Origin of the sequence: Streptomyces sp. NPDC058051 (assembly GCF_042885475.1) — a bacterium.
Classification (GTDB): Bacteria; Actinomycetota; Actinomycetes; order Streptomycetales; family Streptomycetaceae; genus Streptomyces.
The window spans coordinates 58,867-77,978 of sequence record NZ_JBHVRW010000021.1 but is presented as its reverse complement, the minus strand read 5'-3'; the positions used below and the strand labels follow the sequence as shown (position 1 = coordinate 77,978).

16 protein-coding genes are annotated in these 19,112 nt (G+C 71.4%); 14 read left to right on the top strand and 2 right to left on the bottom strand.

The genetic code is table 11. The features are described from left to right. Positions 1-35: 35 nt before the first annotated feature. The 6 genes from ACFVUT_RS27910 to ACFVUT_RS27885 all read left to right on the top strand — a co-directional run bounded on the left by ACFVUT_RS27910 (position 36) and on the right by ACFVUT_RS27885 (position 6,828). Positions 36-713 carry a hypothetical protein gene (locus tag ACFVUT_RS27910; RefSeq protein ID WP_389658361.1) on the top strand — a complete coding sequence of 226 codons (678 nt, stop codon included), beginning with the start codon at positions 36-38 and terminating at the stop codon, positions 711-713. Between the two features lie 14 nt (positions 714-727). Further along, positions 728-2,917 carry a bifunctional polysaccharide deacetylase/glycosyltransferase family 2 protein gene (locus ACFVUT_RS27905; RefSeq protein ID WP_389658358.1) on the top strand — a complete coding sequence of 730 codons (2,190 nt, stop codon included), beginning with the start codon at positions 728-730 and terminating at the stop codon, positions 2,915-2,917. Next, positions 2,914-4,308 carry an acyltransferase gene (locus ACFVUT_RS27900; RefSeq protein ID WP_389658355.1) on the top strand — a complete coding sequence of 465 codons (1,395 nt, stop codon included), beginning with the start codon at positions 2,914-2,916 and terminating at the stop codon, positions 4,306-4,308. The genes ACFVUT_RS27905 and ACFVUT_RS27900 overlap by 4 nt, the downstream gene beginning before the upstream one ends. Positions 4,309-4,653: 345 nt before the next feature. Beyond that, positions 4,654-5,826 carry a uroporphyrinogen-III synthase gene (locus tag ACFVUT_RS27895; protein ID WP_389658352.1) on the top strand — a complete coding sequence of 391 codons (1,173 nt, stop codon included), beginning with the start codon at positions 4,654-4,656 and terminating at the stop codon, positions 5,824-5,826. A 40-nt stretch (positions 5,827-5,866) separates the two neighbouring features. Continuing rightward, positions 5,867-6,244: a DUF4259 domain-containing protein gene (locus ACFVUT_RS27890; RefSeq protein WP_389658349.1), complete on the top strand. Its 378-nt coding sequence runs from the start codon at positions 5,867-5,869 to the stop codon at positions 6,242-6,244. 20 nt (positions 6,245-6,264) lie between these two features. Next, on the top strand, positions 6,265-6,828 hold the full coding sequence (locus ACFVUT_RS27885) for a GNAT family N-acetyltransferase (RefSeq protein ID WP_389658346.1): 564 nt from the start codon (positions 6,265-6,267) through the stop codon (positions 6,826-6,828). Between the two features lie 37 nt (positions 6,829-6,865). Here ACFVUT_RS27885 and ACFVUT_RS27880 read toward each other — a convergent pair whose 3' ends face one another. Continuing rightward, positions 6,866-7,468 (bottom strand): GNAT family N-acetyltransferase, encoded by a 603-nt coding sequence (locus ACFVUT_RS27880; RefSeq protein ID WP_389658343.1) that lies wholly within the window; start codon positions 7,466-7,468, stop codon positions 6,866-6,868. Positions 7,469-7,581: 113 nt separating this feature from the next. Here ACFVUT_RS27880 and ACFVUT_RS27875 point away from each other — a divergent pair, with 113 nt between their 5' ends. The 4 genes from ACFVUT_RS27875 (at position 7,582) to ACFVUT_RS27860 (ending at position 13,527) form a co-directional block, all read left to right on the top strand. Then, positions 7,582-8,292, top strand: a complete 711-nt coding sequence (locus ACFVUT_RS27875) for a CGNR zinc finger domain-containing protein (protein WP_389658340.1) — start codon at positions 7,582-7,584, stop codon at positions 8,290-8,292. Between the two features lie 203 nt (positions 8,293-8,495). Beyond that, positions 8,496-10,874, top strand: coding sequence for a HelD family protein (locus tag ACFVUT_RS27870; protein ID WP_389658337.1), 2,379 nt, complete (start codon positions 8,496-8,498; stop codon positions 10,872-10,874). A 625-nt stretch (positions 10,875-11,499) separates the two neighbouring features. Further along, complete coding sequence (locus ACFVUT_RS27865; protein ID WP_389658334.1) at positions 11,500-12,933, top strand: NAD-dependent malic enzyme; 1,434 nt, start codon at positions 11,500-11,502, stop codon at positions 12,931-12,933. A 312-nt stretch (positions 12,934-13,245) separates the two neighbouring features. Beyond that, a complete protein-coding gene (locus ACFVUT_RS27860) occupies positions 13,246-13,527 on the top strand; it encodes an HU family DNA-binding protein (RefSeq protein WP_003968811.1) in 282 nt (93 codons plus the stop codon). Positions 13,528-13,919: 392 nt separating this feature from the next. On the opposite strand, the gene murA is transcribed toward ACFVUT_RS27860, so the two are convergent. Continuing rightward, positions 13,920-15,260, bottom strand: a complete 1,341-nt coding sequence (gene murA, locus ACFVUT_RS27855; protein ID WP_266746489.1) for a UDP-N-acetylglucosamine 1-carboxyvinyltransferase — start codon at positions 15,258-15,260, stop codon at positions 13,920-13,922. Positions 15,261-15,536: 276 nt separating this feature from the next. On the opposite strand from murA, the gene ACFVUT_RS27850 reads away from it, so the two are divergent. The 4 genes from ACFVUT_RS27850 to ACFVUT_RS27835 all read left to right on the top strand — a co-directional run bounded on the left by ACFVUT_RS27850 (position 15,537) and on the right by ACFVUT_RS27835 (position 19,109). Continuing rightward, on the top strand, positions 15,537-16,241 hold the full coding sequence (locus ACFVUT_RS27850; RefSeq protein WP_389658331.1) for a YqgE/AlgH family protein: 705 nt from the start codon (positions 15,537-15,539) through the stop codon (positions 16,239-16,241). 30 nt (positions 16,242-16,271) lie between these two features. Beyond that, a complete protein-coding gene (locus ACFVUT_RS27845; RefSeq protein ID WP_389658328.1) occupies positions 16,272-16,565 on the top strand; it encodes a DUF3039 domain-containing protein in 294 nt (97 codons plus the stop codon). Between the two features lie 262 nt (positions 16,566-16,827). After that, entirely contained in the window at positions 16,828-18,132 is a 1,305-nt protein-coding gene (locus ACFVUT_RS27840; protein ID WP_389658325.1) for an extracellular solute-binding protein, read from the top strand. Positions 18,133-18,134: 2 nt separating this feature from the next. Next, positions 18,135-19,109, top strand: coding sequence for a carbohydrate ABC transporter permease (locus ACFVUT_RS27835; protein ID WP_389658322.1), 975 nt, complete (start codon positions 18,135-18,137; stop codon positions 19,107-19,109). Positions 19,110-19,112 lie beyond the last annotated feature (3 nt).

Here is a 19,112-nt window from a genome sequence, read left to right as displayed (position 1 = left end):
GACAGTCGTGCGCACCCGATCCTTGAGTGGGGGAAGTGCGTACACCTGTGGAAACCTGGCGTGAAGGTGCCCGTTCGGGGCACACACACGAGTCGAACGAAGTCACGGTCCAGCTCGACGGCATGGGTCGGCAGCTCTCCGAGCTGACCGCGCAGCCGAGCGCACCGGAAGGCTCGGACGGCCCCGTCTTCGTCGACGAGAGCGGACGGCGCAGCAAGACGTTCAGGCGTCTGGGCTGGGTCATCGGCGTGGCCTGCGCCTGTTATGCGGCGACGCTGGCCGTCGCCCTGATCGGCGGCAGTTCGAGCGCCCCGTGGCTGCCGCTCTCCGGACCGGAGGCGCACAAGAACGCGGACGTGGTGCAGGCGCCGCCCGCACCGACGGGCGGCACCGGCGAGCAGTCCCCGCCCGGCAGCGCGTCCGGCCGCACCACCACCGCCGCCGCCACACCCGGCGGCGCCGCGACACCGTCCGGCGGCAGCGGCAGCACCGCCGGCGCCGCGGCCCGCCCCGGCGAGGACGCCCCGTCGTCCGCGCCCGTCGTACCGCCCGAGGCGCACGGCGTCACCGGCGGCAGCAAGAAGCCCGACCCGGCGACCTCGGCCCCCGTGCCGCCCGTCGACACCGCGGCTCCGTCCGCCGGACCCTCGGCTTCGCCCACGGACAGCACACCTCCGCCGGCCCAGTCCCCGGAACCCGCCGCGCACGAGTGAGAAAGCACCCATCGATGACCTCCCCTGCCCCGCGGGGCAGACGCAACCCGGGGAAGCGGGGCGGCCGGCGCAGATTCTCCATGCGCCGCCTGCTGCCGCCGCTGCTCCTCGTTGCCCTGCTCGCCATGCTGATGCTGCGCGGCTACGTGCACAGCGAAATCCTCGCCGACCACCGGGTCCGGCCCCCGGCGGCCACCGACCGGGTGCCGGAGGCGATCCTCGACGGCGGCCCGGTCATCGACGCCCGGAGCACCACCCGGCCCGCCGGCTCGCTGAGCATCCCCGACCACCGCATCGTGCTCACCTTCGACGACGGACCCGACCCGGTATGGACGCCGAAGGTCCTCGACGCACTGAAGAAGCACCACGCGCACGGCGTCTTCTTCATCACCGGGACGATGGCCTCGCGCTACCCGGAACTCGTACGGCGCATGGTCGACGAGGGGCACGAAGTCGGGCTGCACACCTTCGACCACCCCGACCTGTCCTACCAGTCGCACTCCCGTATCGACTGGGAACTCTCCCAGAACCAACTGGCGCTGGCGGGCGCGGCCGGCATCCGCACGTCCCTGTTCCGGCCGCCCTACTCCTCGTTCGCCGACGCCATGGACAACACGTCCTGGCCCGTCGCCCGGTACGTCGGTAGCCGCGGCTACCTCACCGTCGTCAACAACACCGACAGTGAGGACTGGAAGCGTCCGGGCGTCCCCGCGATCATCGCGCGGGCCACCCCCGAGGGCGGCAGGGGCGCGGTCGTCCTGATGCACGACTCCGGCGGGAACAGGTCCCAGACCGTCGCCGCCCTGGACGCGTTCCTGCCGCGGATGCAGCAGCGGGGCTACGAGTTCACCAACCTCACCACCGCGCTCGGCGCCCCCAGCGCGCACACCCCGGTCACCGGATTCGCGCTCTGGAGGGGCAAGGCGTTCCTCTGCGCCGTGAGTCTCTCGGAGCACATCACCGACGTCCTGGCGGTGGGGCTCGCGGTGATCGGCGCGCTCGTCCTCGCCCGCTTCGGGCTGATGCTGCTGCTGTCCTTCCTGCACGCCCGCAAGGTCCGTCGCAAGGGGTTCGGCCGGGGTCCGGCGCTCACCCGTCCGGTCTCGGTGCTCGTACCCGCGTACAACGAACGCGCGTGCATCGCGAACACCGTGCGTTCCCTGGTGGCGAGCGACCACCCCGTCGAGATCGTCGTCATCGACGACGGCTCCACGGACGGCACCGCCGACCTCGTCGAGGCGATGCGGCTGCCCCGGGTGCGCGTCCTGCGCCGGAGCAACGCCGGAAAGCCCGCCGCCCTCAACCACGGCCTCGCGCACGCCCGTCACGACATCGTCGTGATGATGGACGGCGACACCGTCTTCGAACCCTCCACCGTCCGCGAACTGGTCCAGCCCTTCGCCGACCCGCGCGTCGGCGCCGTCGCAGGGAACGCCAAGGTCGGCAACCGCGACTCGCTGATCGGTGCCTGGCAGCACATCGAATACGTGATGGGTTTCAACCTGGACCGCAGGATGTACGACCTCCTGCGGTGCATGCCCACCATCCCCGGCGCGGTCGGCGCCTTCCGCCGGGAAGCGCTGGACCGGATCGGCGGCATGAGCGAGGACACCCTCGCCGAGGACACCGACGTCACCATGGCCCTGCACCGCGACGGCTGGCAGGTCGTCTACGCGGAGGACGCCCGCGCCTGGACCGAGGCCCCGGAGACCGTGCGGCAGTTGTGGTCGCAGCGCTACCGGTGGTCGTACGGCACCATGCAGGCGATCTGGAAGCACCGCCGTGCCGTCGTCGAACGCGGCCCGTCCGGGCGCTTCGGACGCGTCGGGCTGCCCCTCGTCGCCCTGTTCACGGTCGTCGCCCCGCTGCTCGCCCCGCTCATCGACCTCTTCCTGCTGTACGGGCTCCTCTTCGGCCCCACCCAGAAGACCGTCCTCGCCTGGCTCGGCGTCCTCGCGGTGCAGGGCGTCTGCGCCGCGTACGCCTTCCGGCTCGACCGGGAGCCCGTGCGGCATCTGGTCTCGCTGCCCCTCCAGCAGATCCTCTACCGGCAGCTCATGTACGTGGTGCTGCTCCAGTCCTGGATCACGGCGCTCACCGGCGGCCGGCTCCGCTGGCAGAAGCTGCGCCGAACCGGCGTCGTGGATGTGCCCGGCACGCTGCCGGACCGGCGTCGGAGCGATGACCGCAGGCCCGTCGCATGAGCCACGACTCCGCGCACCCACAGCGGCCCACGGGCGGGCAGCGGACGGTCCCTCTCCCGGGACGGGTCCAGGTGCCGTCCGCCCGGCCGTCGGCGGAGGCCGCGACGCCACCGGCGGTCGCGGAGGCCGCAGCGCCACGGACGGTCGCGGAGGCCGCAGCGCCACGGACGGTCGTGGAGGCCGCAGCGCCATCGACGGTCGCGGAGGCCGCAGCGCCATCGACGGTCGCGGGGCCCGGTGGCCGGGACCGGTATCTCGACCTGCTGCGCTCCGTCGCTCTCGTACGCGTCGTCGCCTTCCACGTCCTCGGCTGGGCCTGGCTCACCGTCCTGTTTCCCTCCATGGGCGTGATGTTCGCCCTGGCCGGCTCGCTGATGGCGCGCTCGCTGGCCCGGCCGGCACGGGACGTGATCCGCGGCCGGCTCCGCAGGCTGCTGCCCCCGATGTGGGCGTTCGCCGCGGTCGTCGTCCCGGTGATGTTCCTGCTCGGCTGGAAGCCCGTGAAGGAGGAGGGCATCCGGTGGTTCGTCGAACTGGGCTGCTATCTCGTTCCGTTCCACACCCCTCCCTACCCCTGGGCGAGCGGATCGCCGGGCGGCTTCCTGGAGGAGTCCTGGGCCGAGCAGGCCGTGGGCCCGCTCTGGTACCTCCGGGCCTACCTGTGGTTCGTCCTCGCCTCACCGCTCCTGCTGAGGGCCTTCCGCCGCCTGCCCTGGCCGACCCTGCTCGCCCCGATCGGCCTCACCGCCGTGATCGGCACCGGGCTGGTCACCGTTCCCGGCGGGACCGGGGAAGGACTCGTCGACTTCGCGGTGTTCGGCTCCTGCTGGATTCTCGGCTTCGCCCACCACGACGGCTTCCTGAAGAGGACTCCGCGCTATCTGACCGTCTCGCTCGCCGCGTTCGTCATGGCGTTCGGGCTGTGGTGGGCCTCGGGGCACCTCACCGAGGAGGGCTGGAACCTCGACGAGATCCCGCTCGCCCAGGCGGCCTGGTCGTTCGGCTTCTGCGTGATCCTGCTCCAGTACGCACCGTCCTGGAGCCGACTGCCCGGCAGAGCGGCCCGGTGGGACGGGCTGATCACCCTCGCCAACAACCGCGCCGTGACGATCTACCTCTGGCACAACCTGCTCATCATGGCCACCGAGGTGATCATCGACCAGCTGTGGAACATCCCGTACGTCGGCGACCGCTTCGGTGCGTACATCGCGGCCTCGTACTCGGCACTGACCCTCGGCCTCGTCTGGCCGCTGCTGGCACTGACGATCCCGGCGGTCGGCTGGATCGAGGACATCGCGGCGAAGCGCTCCCCGCGGCTGTGGCCGAACGGCGCGGCCGGACGACGGAAGGACACGGCGGCCCCGGGCCCCGGTTCGCGGCACGGGCGTTGACGGGGCCTTGGGCACCGGTTCGCGGCACGGGCGTTGACGGGCTCCGGGCCCCGGTTCGCGCCATGGGCGCCGACGGCCCCGGGCCCGCACGCGGACGGTGGCCTTCCGGTCCTTGCCACGTCTTCCTCGGCGGGCGTTGCCCCACCACCTGGGCGGTATACCTTCGCCACCCGGACGTTGCTCCCGCGAAGCCGTTGCCCGGCTGCGCGAAGCTGGGGGCGACCAGCCGGCGTCACGTGGCGTAACGGCTGAGAAATGTGGATGAACCAAGCCTGTCATGCTTCGTTGGCAGTCTCGGTGCTCGGCATTCATCGGGCGGACGCGGGACGAGAGCCGGTAGACCCTATGCGCGACGACGTACAGCACGGGCCCCTGACGGGTTTCACGGTCGGGGTGACCGCCGCACGCCGTGCGGACGAACTCGGCAACCTGCTGCGGCGGCGGGGCGCCGCCGTCCTGCACGCACCCGCCCTGCGGATCGTGCCGCTCGCCGACGACAGCGAACTCCTCGCCGCCACCCGGGAGATCGTGGACTTCGTCCCCGACACGGTCCTCGCCACCACCGCGGTCGGCTTCCGGGGCTGGATCGAGGCCGCCGAGGGCTGGGGGCTCGGTGACCGGCTGCGGGAGACCCTGCGCCGCACCGAACTGCTGGCCCGCGGCCCCAAGGTCAAGGGGGCCGTCCGGGCCGCCGGACTGACCGAGAAATGGTCACCCGCCTCCGAGTCCATGGCCGAAGTGCTGGACCGGCTCCTGGGCGAAGGCGTGGAGGGCCGCCGCATCGCCCTCCAACTGCACGGCGAACCCCTCCCCGGCTTCATCGAGTCGCTCCGCGCCGCGGGCGCCGAGGTCGTCGCCGTACCCGTCTACCGCTGGGTGGAACCCGAGGACATCGCCCCGCTCGACCGGCTCCTCGACAGCACCCTGGCCCGCGACCTGGACGCCTTCGCCTTCACCAGCGCCCCCGCCGCCGCCTCGTTCCTCGGCCGGGCCGAGAAGCGCGGGCTGCTCCCGGAGCTGCTGAGCGCCCTGCGGGACGACGTCCTCGTGGCCTGCGTCGGGCCGGTCACCGCCTCGCCGCTCCAGGCCCGCGGTATCGGCACCGTCCAGCCGGAGCGCTTCCGGCTCGCCCCGCTCGTCCAACTCCTGTGCGACGAACTGCCCGCCCGAGCGGGCGCGTTGCCGGTCGCCGGGCACCAGGTGGAGATCCGCGGCCACGCCGTGCTCGTCGACGGCGCACCGTGTCCGGTGTCACCCGCCGGAATGGCCCTGCTGCACGCCCTGGCCCGGCGGCCGGGCTGGGTGGTGGCCCGCGCCGACCTGCTCCGCGCGCTGCCGGGCAGCGGCAGGGACGAACACGCGGTGGAGACGGCCATGGCGAGGCTGCGTACGGCGCTCGGCGCGCCCCGCCTCATCCAGACCGTCGTCAAGCGCGGTTACCGGTTGGCGCTGGACCCGGCGGCGGATACGGCGGTGGACCCGGCGACGGACCGCCCCGATGTCAGTCCCCCTTGCTAGAACGGGAGCAGACACCGGACGACCGACGGGAGGGGGCTCCATGGGCACCTGGGGGAGAGGGAACTTCGACGACGACACGGCCGCCGATCACCTCGCGGACATCACCGGGCGGCTCGTCTCCGAGATCGAGGAGGCGATGGCCGGGGATCCGGTCGGCCTGGAGCCCGACGACTACTGGGGCGTCACCGTGCCGTGCACCATCGAGCTGCTGTGCCTGATCGCGGAGCAGGGGTACGTCGGCGCGACGGTGCCGGACACGGCGGTGGTCGAGCGCTGGAAGAAGACCTTCATGGACGTGTGGGAGGGGAGCATCGACGGTCTGGAGCCGGCTCCCGGGTACAAGGAGGAGAGACGGGCGGTCCTGACCGGCACTTTCGACCGCCTGGCGGGCCTGGCCGCGGAGCGTGCGTCGAACTGAGGGCCGTATAGCGTGGAGGGATGATCAGTGCTCCTCACCGCCTCGACGCGGAGGTGCGGCTCCGCCCCACCACGTCGGACGACGCCGCCTCCTTTGCCGCCGCCCTGACCCGCAGCCGCGCCTATATGCAGCCCTGGGAGCCCGTGCGGCCCGATGCCTTCTACACCGAGCAGGGGCAGCGGGAGCGGCTGGCCGCACTGCTCGCGGACCGCGACGCGGGGCGCGTGATGCCGTGGGTGCTGGCCGACGAGCAGGACCGTGTGGTGGGCGGGTTCAACCTCAACGGCATGGTGCTCGGTCCGTTCCGCAGCGCGGTGCTCGGTTACTGGGTCGATGTCGCGTACGCCGGCCGCGGGCTGGCCACGGCCGCCGTGTCGCGGATCTGTGAACTGGCCCGGGACGAGCTGCGCCTGCATCGGGTCGAGGCGGGGACGGTGCTGGACAACGTGGCGTCGCAGCGGGTGCTCGCCAAGTGCGGCTTCGAGCAGTACGGCATGGCGCCGCGCTACCTGCACATCAACGGCGAGTGGCGCGACCACCGGCTGTTCCAGCGGATCCTGCACGACGGCCCGCCGATGGGATGACGGCCGGTCGGGGGCGTTCCCGAACCACCGCACGGGGTCACCGCACGGGGCAGATGTCCGCGACGGTGGACGCCGACGGCTCGGCCGGCGGGCGGGTGCCTCCGGTACGCAGCCGCACATGCCGGTGTCCCTCCCGCAGCCAGGGCGGCCGAACGGGAAGAACCTCCGCGAAGCCGTATCCGCTCTTCTCCGCGACCCGGCAGGACGCCTCGTTGCCCACCTGATGCAGCAGGTCCAGCCGCACGAGGCCGTCCCCGGCGAACGTTTCGAACGCCCAGTCGGTGAGCGCCCCGAGAGCCAGCGACGCGATGCCGCGCCCGCGCGCCCGCGCCGCCGTCCAGTAGCCGACCTCCGCGCCGGAGCCCGCCGCGGTGTACGTGAGCGCCACATTGCCGACCAGTTCGCCGGAGCGATCGCGATCGACGACCGCGAAACTGAAGCGGCTGCCGGATTCCCGGCCCTCCTGCTGCACCCGCAGCCACTGCTGCGCCTCCGCCTCGTCCGTGACCAGCGTGCGCAACATGGCGCGCATCGCGGGATCGCGGTACGCCTCGACCACTGCCGGGGCGTCGTCGGGCAGCCAGGGCCGGAGCAGGAGCGGTCCGGCTGTGAGGCTGGCGGTACGGGGATCGGCGACCATCAGGACACCGTACGGGCCCCGCGTCCGGCGGGGCGGAGGGGGTTCCGGGTCCGTCCCACGAGGAGCACTCTGGGACGGACCCCGATCGGAGACCCCGAGGCGGTGAGACGCCCATGGCGGCGGGCAAGAGCACGAACGACCAGCGGTTCGACTCCGGCCGCCCGTGCCTGGATCTGCTGGCCACCGGGGCCGGCACCTTCGGCGCATGCGAACTGCTCGACGGCGCCGATCGGCTCGCCGACTGGCTGGTGGCCGCCGGACTCGTGCCGAGCGGCACCCGTCTCGACGCGGTGGACGACACCTGGGTGGTGCGTTTTTGGCAGTTGAGGACGGGCGTCGACCGGCTGCTGACCGCCGAGCTCGCCGGACGCAGGGCCGAGAGCGCCCTGGAGTGGGTCAACGCGCTCGCCGCGGCCGCACCACCGGGGCTGCGGGCCGTGCGCGGGACCAGCGGCACCCTGGTGCGGACACTGAGCGCCGACCCCGAATGCGGGGCCCTGCTGGCCGCCGTGGCCCGCGACGTCGTGGAACTCCTGACCGACCCCGTGGCCCGGGCCGGACTCCGCCGCTGCGAGGCCGACCACTGCCGCCACCTCTACCTGGACACCTCGCGCGGGCGCCGACGACGCTGGTGCTCCAGCGAGGTGTGCGGGAACCGTGAGCGGGTGGCCCGGCACCGGCGCCGGGTGGCGGACGTGGCGGCTGTGGCGGACGTGGCGGACGTGGCGGACGTGGGGGACGTGGCGGGCGTGGCGGCCTCGGCGGTCGAGGACGCGGCCGGTGGCGCGGTCACGGGCGGGGCAGGGGAAGCGGAAGCCCCGTGAGCAAGGGCGTGGGAGTACCGGCAACAGGTCCGGCCGGGCGGGGCAGGCCCGCAGCCGGAGGCCGTACCTGTGGAGGACGGGTTCGCTCCGCCGCCGGAGGCCGTACCGGCGGAAGACGGGTTCGACACGTGCCGCAGGTGCGCGGCGGGCCCCACTTCGCATAGGGTTGACGGCTGCCCAATGCACGTCAGAAAGGGGCCTCGGTGGCCGCGCAGGATTCCGCTGTCGATTCGATGCGGGACCGGGAGATCGGTGTCGAGCAGGAACATCTCGACCGGGTGTATCGCCGTCTCGAAGAGAAGATCCACGAAGCGGAATTTCTTATGAGTGACGCCGTCAAGCGCGGCCAGGTCGGTACGCCCGGAGCGCTGGCCGAGCGGGACGCCCAGGTGTTCCGGGCCGGAATCCATCTCAACCGGCTGAACAGCGAGTTCGAGGACTTCCTCTTCGGAAGGATCGACCTGCTGCTCGGCAAGGACGGCGAACGCGGCCCGGACGGCGCGTACACCTCCGTCGAACCGGCCGACGACGCCGTGCGCGAGGACAACTCCGCCGACATCGCGGAGACGCTGCACATCGGCCGGATCGGGGTTCTCGACGCCGACTACGCGCCGCTGGTCATCGACTGGCGCGCACCGGCCGCCGCACCGTTCTACCGGTCGACGCCCAAGGACCCGGGCAGGGTGGTGCGCCGCCGGGTCATCCGCTCCAAGGGCCGCAAGGTCCTCGGGGTCGAGGACGACCTGATGCGTCCCGAGCTGACCGCGCACCTGGGCGGCGACACGCTGCCCGTGATCGGCGACGGCGCGCTCATGGCGGCTCTCGGCCAGGCCCGCAGCCACACCATGCGCGACATCGTCTCGTCCATCCAGGCCGAACAGGACCTGGTGATCCGCGCCCCCGCGGCGTCCGTCACCGAGGTCTCCGGCGGTCCCGGCACCGGCAAGACCGCCGTCGCCCTGCACCGTGCCGCGTACCTCCTCTATCAGGACCGGCGGCGTTACGCGGGCGGCATCCTCGTCGTCTCGCCGACGCCGCTGCTGGTCGCGTACACCGAAGGAGTGCTGCCGTCGCTGGGCGAAGAGGGGCAGGTCGCGATCCGCGCGGTCGGCTCGCTCTCGGACGAGGCGGCCGGTATCGAGGGCGCCACCACCTACGACGAACCCGCCGTCGCCCGGATCAAGGGCTCCTCCCGCATGCTCCAGGTGCTGCGCAAGGCGGCGCGGGGCGCACTGGAACAGCCCGGTACCCCGCACAGGGCGGCGGACCGGGCCGGCCAGCTGTCCTTCGGCGACGTGGCCGAGGAGGCGCCGGTCACGCCGACCCGGCTGCGGGTCGTCGCGTTCGGCGCCCGCGTCGAACTGAACGCCGACGAGCTGCACCGCATCCGGCAGTCCGTGCTCGGTGGCACCGCCCCGGTCAACCTGCTGCGCCCGCGCGCCCGCAGGCTGCTCCTGGACGCCCTGTGGAACAAGTCCTCCGGCCGGGGCCGCTACACCGACCCCGAGCTCGCCGCCGAGCTGCGCTCCTCCTTCGACGAGGACGTCTCCACCGAGACGCCCTTCCTCGACTTCCTGGGCGCCTGGTGGCCCGAGCTCACCCCGCGCGGGGTGCTCGCCGCCATGGCCGACGAGAAGCGGCTCGGCCGCTGGTCGCGCCGGGTCCTCAACCAGGGCGAGGTGCGTCGGCTCGCCCGCTCCCTGAAGCGGCTCGACAGCGCGGGGAACGGGCCGCTCTCCGTACACGACGTCGCGATCCTCGACGAGTTGCAGACGCTGCTCGGCACTCCGCACCGACCGAAGAAGAAGCGCGAACTCGACCCGCTGGACCAGCTCTCCGGCCTGGAGGAACTGATGCCGCAGCGCGAGGAGACCCAGCGCGAGCGGGCCGAGCGGCTGGCCGCGGAGCGTACGGAGTACGCGCATGTCATCGTTGACGAGGCACAGGACCTCACCCCCCTGCAGTGGCGCATGGTGGGCCGCCGTGGCCGGCACGCGACCTGGACGATCGTCGGCGACCCGGCGCAGTCCTCCTGGTCCGATCCGGACGAGGCCGCCCGCGCGCGCGACGAGGCGCTCGGCAACCGGCCGCGCCGCCGCTTCACCCTCACGGTCAACTACCGCAACCCGGCGGAGATCGCCGAGCTGGCCTCGAAGGTCCTGGCGCTCGCGATGCCCGGGATGGAGTCACCGGCCGCCGTGCGTTCCACCGGCGTGAAGCCGCGCTTCGAGACCGTGCGGGGCGGCGATCTGGCCGCGGCGGTGCGCGAGGAGGCGCGGCGGCTGCTGGCCGAGGTGGACGGCACGGTGGGTGTGGTCGTCGCGATGAACCGCCGGGCTCAGGCCCGCGACTGGCTCGCCGATCTCGGCGAGCGGGTGGTGGCGCTGGGCAGCCTGGAGGCGAAGGGCCTGGAGTACGACGCCACGGTGGTCGTCTCGCCCGCCGAGATCGCGGACGAGTCCCCGGCCGGCCTGCGCGTGCTGTACGTGGCGCTGACGCGCGCGACGCAGCAGCTCACGGTCGTTTCGGGGGAGCGGGACCTGCCCGACGAGGAGGGCGTCCCGGATCTGCTGAGGGACTGAGACGAGGCTGAGGGGCTGGGACGGGGCTGGGACGGGGCTCAGGGCCTGCTGAGGGGCTGGGCCGAGGAGCTGGGGCACCGCCGGGAGAAACGTTTTCCGAACCGGCGTGCTCTTCAGGAATCACTTCTGCGAGGTCTTTGTTAGCCTGGTGTCGGCACCGGCTCGATCCAAGCCCCCGGGCCCAACCTTCGTCGCTTCGAGCGACCACTTGCCGCGAGGCGAGCATGGCGGGTCGGTGCCGCTTGACCTGGAAGACAGACCCGCGTCACCCTCCGGTGGCGCGGGTCTGTTCTTGTTCACGGACCATGTCGTTCACTGGCCATGTCGTTCACTGGCCATGTCGTTCACGGACCGCATCCTGTTTCCCCCGCCTCTCCCGCAGGCCACGTGGTGCCCGTTTCTGCCCTTTTCTGTCCGTGGTGGCTCCGTGCGGGTGGAGAGGGTCCGGCCTGTGGAGTGGCCGGGTGCCGTCGAAGCGGCCACCTCTCGTATGGTGAAAATTAATTTCCGAAACGTGGCAGCCATTACCAGCTACTGGCCAGTAGGTGCGACGATCGGGAGGCGTGTCGGAGGCGAGAGCCCCGGCCGCGTAGCAATGAAGCTAGGGAAAGTGAAGGACTCGGCCATGGCAACGGCGCCCAGCGTCTCGTACTCGATGACGGTCAGGCTGGAGGTGCCCGCGAGCGGCACAGCGGTCTCCCAGCTGACCACGGCCGTGGAGTCCTCCGGTGGTTCGGTGACCGGCCTCGACGTGACGGCCTCCGGCCACGAGAAGCTGCGGATCGATGTCACCATCGCCGCCTCCTCCACCGCGCACGCCGACGAGATCGTCGAGGGCCTGCGCGGCATCGAGGGCGTCGTGCTCGGCAAGGTCTCCGACCGTACGTTCCTGATGCACCTCGGCGGCAAGATCGAGATGGCGTCCAAGCACCCCATCCGCAACCGTGACGACCTCTCGATGATCTACACCCCGGGCGTGGCCCGGGTCTGCATGGCGATCGCCGAGAACCCCGAGGACGCCCGCCGCCTCACCATCAAGCGCAACTCCGTCGCAGTTGTGACGGACGGCTCCGCGGTGCTCGGTCTCGGCAACATCGGCCCCAAGGCCGCGCTGCCGGTGATGGAGGGCAAGGCGGCCCTCTTCAAGCGGTTCGCCGGCATCGACGCCTGGCCGCTCTGCCTGGACACCCAGGACACCGACGCCATCGTCGAGATCGTCAAGGCCATCGCCCCCGGCTTCGCGGGCATCAATCTGGAGGACATCTCCGCACCCCGCTGCTTCGAGATCGAGGCACGGCTGCGCGAGGCCCTCGACATCCCCGTCTTCCACGACGACCAGCACGGCACCGCGATCGTCGTCCTGGCCGCGCTGACCAACGCGCTGCGCGTGGTGGGCAAGGGAATCGGGGACGTACGGGTCGTCATGTCCGGCGCCGGAGCGGCCGGCACGGCCATCCTGAAGCTCCTCATCGCCGCAGGTGTGAAGCACGCCGTCGTCGCCGACATCCACGGTGTGGTGCACGCGGGCCGCGAGGACCTGGTCTCCGCCGACGCGGACTCGCCGCTGCGCTGGATCGCCGACAACACCAACCCCGAGTCCGTCACCGGCACCCTCAAGCAGGCCGTCGTGGGCGCCGACGTCTTCATCGGCGTCTCCGCCCCGAACGTGCTGGACGGAGCCGATGTCGCGGCCATGGCCGACGGTGCGATCGTGTTCGCGCTCGCGAACCCGGACCCCGAGGTGGACCCGGCAATCGCCCGCCAGACGGCGGCAGTTGTCGCCACCGGCCGCTCCGACTTCCCGAACCAGATCAACAACGTGCTGGTCTTCCCGGGTGTCTTCCGCGGCCTGCTGGACGCCCAGTCCCGCACCGTCAACACGGACATGATGCTCGCCGCGGCGCGCGCCCTCGCCGACGTCGTCGCCGAGGACGAGGTGAACGCGAACTACATCATCCCGTCGGTCTTCAACGACAGGGTCGCGGGTGCCGTCGCCGGTGCCGTCCGCGATGCCGCGAAGGCGGCCGGAGGCGCTGTGACGGGCCCCACGTCGGTCTGAGCTACGGCGCGTCGCGGGTCGCGGCGCCCCAAACGCCCCTTTAGGGTGGGCGGGCGGCGCGTCCGCGGAGCCGGCATCCGCTGCGGACCGCTTTCGGGCAGTCGACGGAACGTCACCACGACGAGGCCGTGGCGCTTTTCGTGTGACTCCGGAGGGTGCCGGATTGGCTTTCCCGCCGCAGGTGGGGGCAGGATGCGTAATCGGGCGCGAGGGTCTGACGACAGACCCGGGTCCGGGGACTGTCCGAGGACCCTGGCAGCATCGGCTTCGATCTCACGCCTCACAGGCAAGAAGAACACGGGAGTAACGAACATGAACCGCAGTGAGCTGGTGGCCGCCCTGGCCGACCGCGCCGAGGTGACTCGCAAGGACGCCGACGCCGTGCTGGCCGCGCTCGCCGAGACCGTCGGTGAGATCGTCGCCAAGGGCGACGAGAAGGTCACCATCCCCGGCTTCCTGACCTTCGAGCGCACCCACCGTGCCGCTCGTACCGCTCGCAACCCGCAGACCGGCGACCCGATCAACATCCCGGCCGGCTACAGCGTGAAGGTCTCCGCGGGCTCCAAGCTCAAGGAAGCCGCCAAGGGCAAGTAAGCCGCCAGGGGCGAGTAAGCCCCACAGGCGCGACGAAGGGCGGTCACCCCATCCAGGGGACCGCCCTTCGGTGTACCGGCCGGAGAGGGCCCGTTCCGGGTCTCTGGTGGCGTCACCGGGCCAAGGCGCACGAACCCGGCGTCGCGGTCCAAGCCGCGCGAACCGGCGTCACCGGGCCAAGTGGGCGAATCCGGCGTCCCCGTTCCCCGGCGTGCGAACGGGCGTCACCGGTCCCGGGGCGTGAACCCGGCGTCCCCGTTCCCCGGCGCGCGAACCGGCGCCACCGGGTCCACGGCGCGCGGACCCGGCCCCTCACGCGCACGGCGGGAACGACGAACGGGGGCCCGGGGCAGCGCCCCGAACCCCCGTCAGCAGCCGTCGGGCGCCGGACCTCAGACCAGCGCCCCGCCCGGCAGCTCCACCTTCGCGCCGAGCTTCTCCAGCTTCTCCATGAAGTTCTCGTAGCCGCGGTTGATCAGGTCGATGCCGTGCACCCGCGACGTGCCCTGCGCCGCCAGCGCGGCGATCAGGTACGAGAACCCGCCGCGCAGGTCCGGGATGACCAGATCCGCGCCCTGGAGCTTCGTCGGCCCGGAGACGACCGCGGAGTGCAGGAAGTTGCGCTGCCCGAAGCGGCAGTCGGAGCCGCCCAGGCACTCGCGATACAGCTGGATGTGCGCGCCCATCTGGTTGAGCGCGGAGGTGAAGCCGAGCCGGGACTCGTACACCGTCTCGTGGACGATGGACAGGCCCGAGGCCTGCGTCAGGGCCACGACCAGCGGCTGCTGCCAGTCGGTCTGGAAGCCGGGATGCACGTCCGTCTCCAGGGCGATGGCGTCCAGGGCGCCGCCCGGGTGCCAGAAACGGATGCCCTCGTCGTCGATCTCGAACGCGCCGCCGACCCGGCGGAAGGTGTTCAGGAACGTCATCATCGAGCGCTGCTGTGCGCCCCGTACGTAGATGTTGCCCTCGGTGGCCAGTGCGGCGGACGCCCAGGAGGCCGCCTCCAGGCGGTCCGGGATCGCCCGGTGCGTATAGCCGTCCAGCCGGTCGACCCCGGTGATCCGGATCGTCCGGTCGGTGTCCATCGAGATGATGGCGCCCATCTTCTGCAGGACGCAGATGAGGTCCTCGATCTCCGGCTCCACGGCCGCGTTGGACAGTTCGGTGACGCCCTCGGCGAGCACCGCCGTCAACAGCACCTGCTCGGTGGAGCCCACCGACGGGTACGGCAGCCGGATCTTCGTGCCGCGCAGCCGCTGAGGGGCCTCCAGGTACTGGCCGTCCGCCCGCTTCTCGATCGTCGCGCCGAACTGCCTGAGCACGTCGAAGTGGAAGTCGATCGGCCGGCCGCCGATGTCACAGCCGCCGAGGCCCGGGATGAACGCATGGCCCAGCCGGTGCAGCAGCGGGCCGCAGAAGAGGATCGGGATGCGCGACGAGCCCGCGTGGGCATCGATGTCGGCGACGTTGGCGCTCTCGACATGGGTCGGGTCCAGGATCAGTTCGCCCGGTTCGTCACCGGGTCGGACCGTCACGCCGTGCAACTGAAGCAGCCCCCGCACCACCCGCACGTCGCGGATGTCGGGCACGTTGCGCAGCCGGCTGGGCCCGCTGCCGAGCAGCGCGGCGACCATTGCCTTCGGCACCAGGTTCTTGGCGCCTCTGACGCGGATCTCGCCCTCCAGCGGGGTTCCGCCGTGGACAAGCAGGACATCGTCTGTGCCGGTCATGAATCTCGCGTTCCGGAGTGGTCGGTCAGGGGGCCAAACGAAAGGGTAATGGCCCACTGCCCCCCTTCCGTAAGGGAGCGGGGGGTGTGCGAACGTCATGAATTCGCCACAACACGCTCTGCTTCCCGGCTCTTGCGGAGGGTCACCGCCCGCAAGGGCTTCCCGGCCGTGCGCTCCTCGTGCATCTGTGCGCCCTGAGCTGCGCTCGGGCCTTCTCTGCCACGGCGCGGCCCCCAGGGCCCCCGCGGAGAGCGAAGATGCGGGATCATTTCTGCCATGACCGAGGTGTCCTCGCTCACAGGGCGACTGCTTGTGGCCACACCCGCGCTCGCGGACCCGAATTTCGACCGCGCGGTGGTGCTGCTCCTCGACCACGACGAGGAGGGCTCGCTCGGCGTGGTCCTGAACCGCCCGACCCCGGTCGGCGTCGGCGACATCCTCGCGTCCTGGGCCGGTCTGACCGGCGAGCCCGGCGTCGTCTTCCAGGGCGGCCCGGTCTCTCTCGACTCGGCGCTCGGGGTGGCCGTCATCCCGGGCGACGGGGATCCTTCCCCGGGCTCCCGGCCCCGTGCGGACAAGGGGGACGCCGCCGGGGGAGACGTCACCAGGGGAGAGGTCATCAGGGGAGACGTGTACAGAGGGGAAGAGAACAGGGGAGGCGCGAACAGGGGAGGCGCGAACGGGGGAGACCCCCTGGGCTTCCGCCGGGTGTACGGGGCGATCGGCCTGGTGGACCTGGAGGCCCCGCCGGAGTTGCTGGCCGCGGCGCTCGGCTCGCTGCGGATCTTCGCCGGGTACGCCGGCTGGGGCCCCGGACAATTGGAGACGGAGCTGACGGAGGGGGCCTGGTACGTCGTCGAGTCCGAACCGGGGGATGTGTCGTCGCCGCGTCCCGAACATCTCTGGCGGGCGGTCCTGCGCCGCCAGCGCAGCGAGCTGGCGATGATCGCCACTTATCCGGACGACCCTTCGCTGAACTGAAGCTCCGGGCTTTCAGTACCCTTGGCGGTTATGAGCACTCTTGAGCCCGAGCGCGGGTCAGGTACGGGGATCCTCGTAGAGCCGACGCCGCAGGTGTCGAACGGCGACGGCGACCACGAGCGCTTCGCCCATTACGTCCAGAAGGACAAGATCATGGCGAGTGCCCTGGAGGGCACCCCCGTGGTCGCACTGTGCGGGAAGGTCTGGGTACCGGGTCGTGACCCGAAGAAGTATCCGGTCTGCCCCATGTGCAAGGAGATCTACGAGTCCATGGGCGCCGGCGGCGACAAGGACAAGGGCAAGGGCGGCAAGGACAAGAAGTAGTCCGGAGCCGTTCGGCCACCCTGGCTTCAGGCCCCGGGGGCGCGCATCGATGCGCGCCCCCGGGGCCTTGTGCGTGGCAGGGGCCGGTGCCTTGCGTGTTTCACGGTCCGCGGCACCGGTCACACAGTGGTTGAGACCACTTGGGTCACAGAGTGGTTGAGACCACTTGTCGGCGTCCGCGTCCCGCACCTACTCTCCTGCAAGTTGTGCAGAACGAAACGCATGTTGCGTATCCTGCAACGCTGACAGGTAGGGGTTCCGGATGAAGTTGTCTGCCCGAATGGTCGCCCCGGCCGCGGCGCTGGTGCTGGCGGGGGTCACCGCCACCGCTTGCGCGCCGCAGACCTCCGACACCGGCGCCAAGGGGGACGAGAAGACCGGCACGCTGCGGGTCTGGCTGTTCCAGGAAGTCGGCAACCAACCGAAGGAACGGGTCGTCGACGCGGCGGTGGCCGACTTCGAGAAGGCCCACGAGGGTGCGAAGGTCGAGGTCGAGTACATCCCCGTCGACACCCGCGCGCAGCGCGTCAAGGCGGCGTTCAACGACCCGAAGAGCGCCCCGGACCTCATCGAGTACGGCAACACGGACACCGCCGGATACGTCAAGGACGGCGGACTCGCCGATGTGAGCGCGGAGTTCGCCGCCTGGGACGAGGCAAAGGACACCGACCCGACGGCCGAGCAGTCCGTGACGGTCGGCGGCAAGGTCTACGGAGCGCCGCTCTTCGTCGGCGTACGCGCGCTGTACTACCGCACCGACATCTTCGAGGACTTGGGGATCGAGGCCCCCAAGTCCCAGGCCGAGCTGGTCTCCACCGCGAAGAAGATCCACAAGAAGAAGCCGGATCTGTACGGACTGGCGGTCGGCGGCGCCTACACCTACGGCGCGATGCCGTTCATCTGGGCGGCCGGCGGTGAACTGGCCGACGAGAGCGGCGGTACGTACAAGGCGGCCATCAACAGCGACAAGGCCCGCAAGGGCATCGAGGCGTACACCTCGCTCTTCGGCGACGACAACTGCCCGGCCGCCAAGTGCGCGGCCATGGGCGGCAACGCGACCGTCACCGCGTTCGCCTCCGGCAAGGCCGCCATGGCGATCGGCGGCGACTTCAGCCACGCGGCCGTCGAGGCGGGAACGGTGAAGGGGAAGTACGCGGTCGTGCCACTGCCCGGCGTCGGCGAAGGCTCCGTCGCTCCCGCGTTCGCGGGCGGGAACAACATCGGCGTACTGAGGAGCAGCAAGCACCGCACCCTCGCCGTGGACCTGATGAAGTCCCTGACCGGCAAGCGGACGCAGACCAGGATGTTCGACGCGATGGGCTTCCTGCCGACGTACACCGATGTGCGGGCGACGGTCGCGAAGAAGGAGCCGTTCGTCGAGCCGTTCGTCAGGACGCTCGGCGCGGGCGCGAAGTTCGTCCCGGCCTCGCCCGGCTGGGGGCAGATCGACTCCTCGCTGGTCCTGCCGACGATGTTCCAGGAGATCGTCAGCGGCCGCAAGAACGTGGCGAAGGCCGCGGACGACGCGGCGAAGAAGATGGACGCGGCGTTCGCCGACGCGGGCTGACGATGACGGCGAACAGTACGGCGTACACGACGCCCGGCACCGCCGGAGCGGGTGGCACTTCCTCCCGTCCGCTCCGGCGCCGCCGTCCCGCCCCACCCGTGCGCCACTCCGGCTGGACCCCGTGGCTCTACCTCCTGCCCGCGCTCGCCGTCCTCGGCGGCCTGCTCGTCTACCCGATCTGGCAACTCGGCCTGATCTCCTTCCTGGAGTACACCCAGGCCCAGGTCAGCGGCGGTGAACCGGTCACCTTCCAGGGGCTGGGGAACTACGCGACGCTCTTCCACGACAGCCAGTTCTGGCAGGTGCTCCTGGCGACCGTGGTCTTCGCCGCCGCCTGCGTCATGGCCACCCTGCTGGTCGGCTGCGCGCTCGCCGTCCTGCTGACCCGGATCCGGGCGGTGCCCCGGCTCGCGCTGATGCTGGCGGCGCTCGGCGCGTGGGCGACCCCCGCGATCACCGGGTCCACCGTCTGGGTGTTCCTCTTCGACCCGGACTTCGGCCCGGCCAACCGGGTGCTGGGGCTCGGCGACTTCTCCTGGACGTACGGGCGCTACAGCGCCTTCGCCCTGGTGCTCCTCGAAGTCCTGTGGTGCTCGTTCCCGTTCGTCATGGTGACCGTGTACGCGGGCATCCGCGCGATCCCCGCCGAGGTGCTCGAAGCGGCCGCGCTGGACGGCGCCTCGCAGTGGCGGATCTGGCGGTCGGTCCTGGCCCCGATGCTGCGCCCGATCCTCGTCGTCGTCACCATCCAGTCGGTCATCTGGGACTTCAAGGTCTTCACCCAGATCTATGTCATGACCAACGGCGGCGGCATCGCCGGCCAGAACCTCGTGCTCAACGTGTACGCGTACCAGAAGGCGTTCGCGTCCTCGCAGTACGGTCTCGGCTCGGCGATCGGCGTCGTGATGCTGGTGATCCTGCTGGCCGTCACGCTCGTCCACCTGCGCCTGGTGCGGCGCCGGGGGGAGGAACTGTGAGCG

What these genes read in the sequence shown, in the direction of transcription:
- ACFVUT_RS27905 (WP_389658358.1), top strand. Translation starts at nt 728, where the DNA reads ATGACCTCCCCTGCCCCGCGGGGCAGACGCAACCCGGGGAAGCGGGGC.
- ACFVUT_RS27900 (WP_389658355.1), top strand. Translation starts at nt 2,914, where the DNA reads ATGAGCCACGACTCCGCGCACCCACAGCGGCCCACGGGCGGGCAGCGG.
- ACFVUT_RS27895 (WP_389658352.1), top strand. Translation starts at nt 4,654, where the DNA reads ATGCGCGACGACGTACAGCACGGGCCCCTGACGGGTTTCACGGTCGGG.
- ACFVUT_RS27890 (WP_389658349.1), top strand. Translation starts at nt 5,867, where the DNA reads ATGGGCACCTGGGGGAGAGGGAACTTCGACGACGACACGGCCGCCGAT.
- ACFVUT_RS27885 (WP_389658346.1), top strand. Translation starts at nt 6,265, where the DNA reads ATGATCAGTGCTCCTCACCGCCTCGACGCGGAGGTGCGGCTCCGCCCC.
- ACFVUT_RS27880 (WP_389658343.1), bottom strand. Translation starts at nt 7,468, where the DNA reads ATGGTCGCCGATCCCCGTACCGCCAGCCTCACAGCCGGACCGCTCCTG.
- ACFVUT_RS27875 (WP_389658340.1), top strand. Translation starts at nt 7,582, where the DNA reads ATGGCGGCGGGCAAGAGCACGAACGACCAGCGGTTCGACTCCGGCCGC.
- ACFVUT_RS27865 (WP_389658334.1), top strand. Translation starts at nt 11,500, where the DNA reads ATGGCAACGGCGCCCAGCGTCTCGTACTCGATGACGGTCAGGCTGGAG.
- ACFVUT_RS27860 (WP_003968811.1), top strand. Translation starts at nt 13,246, where the DNA reads ATGAACCGCAGTGAGCTGGTGGCCGCCCTGGCCGACCGCGCCGAGGTG.
- murA (WP_266746489.1), bottom strand. Translation starts at nt 15,260, where the DNA reads ATGACCGGCACAGACGATGTCCTGCTTGTCCACGGCGGAACCCCGCTG.
- ACFVUT_RS27850 (WP_389658331.1), top strand. Translation starts at nt 15,537, where the DNA reads ATGACCGAGGTGTCCTCGCTCACAGGGCGACTGCTTGTGGCCACACCC.
- ACFVUT_RS27845 (WP_389658328.1), top strand. Translation starts at nt 16,272, where the DNA reads ATGAGCACTCTTGAGCCCGAGCGCGGGTCAGGTACGGGGATCCTCGTA.
- ACFVUT_RS27840 (WP_389658325.1), top strand. Translation starts at nt 16,828, where the DNA reads ATGAAGTTGTCTGCCCGAATGGTCGCCCCGGCCGCGGCGCTGGTGCTG.
- ACFVUT_RS27835 (WP_389658322.1), top strand. Translation starts at nt 18,135, where the DNA reads ATGACGGCGAACAGTACGGCGTACACGACGCCCGGCACCGCCGGAGCG.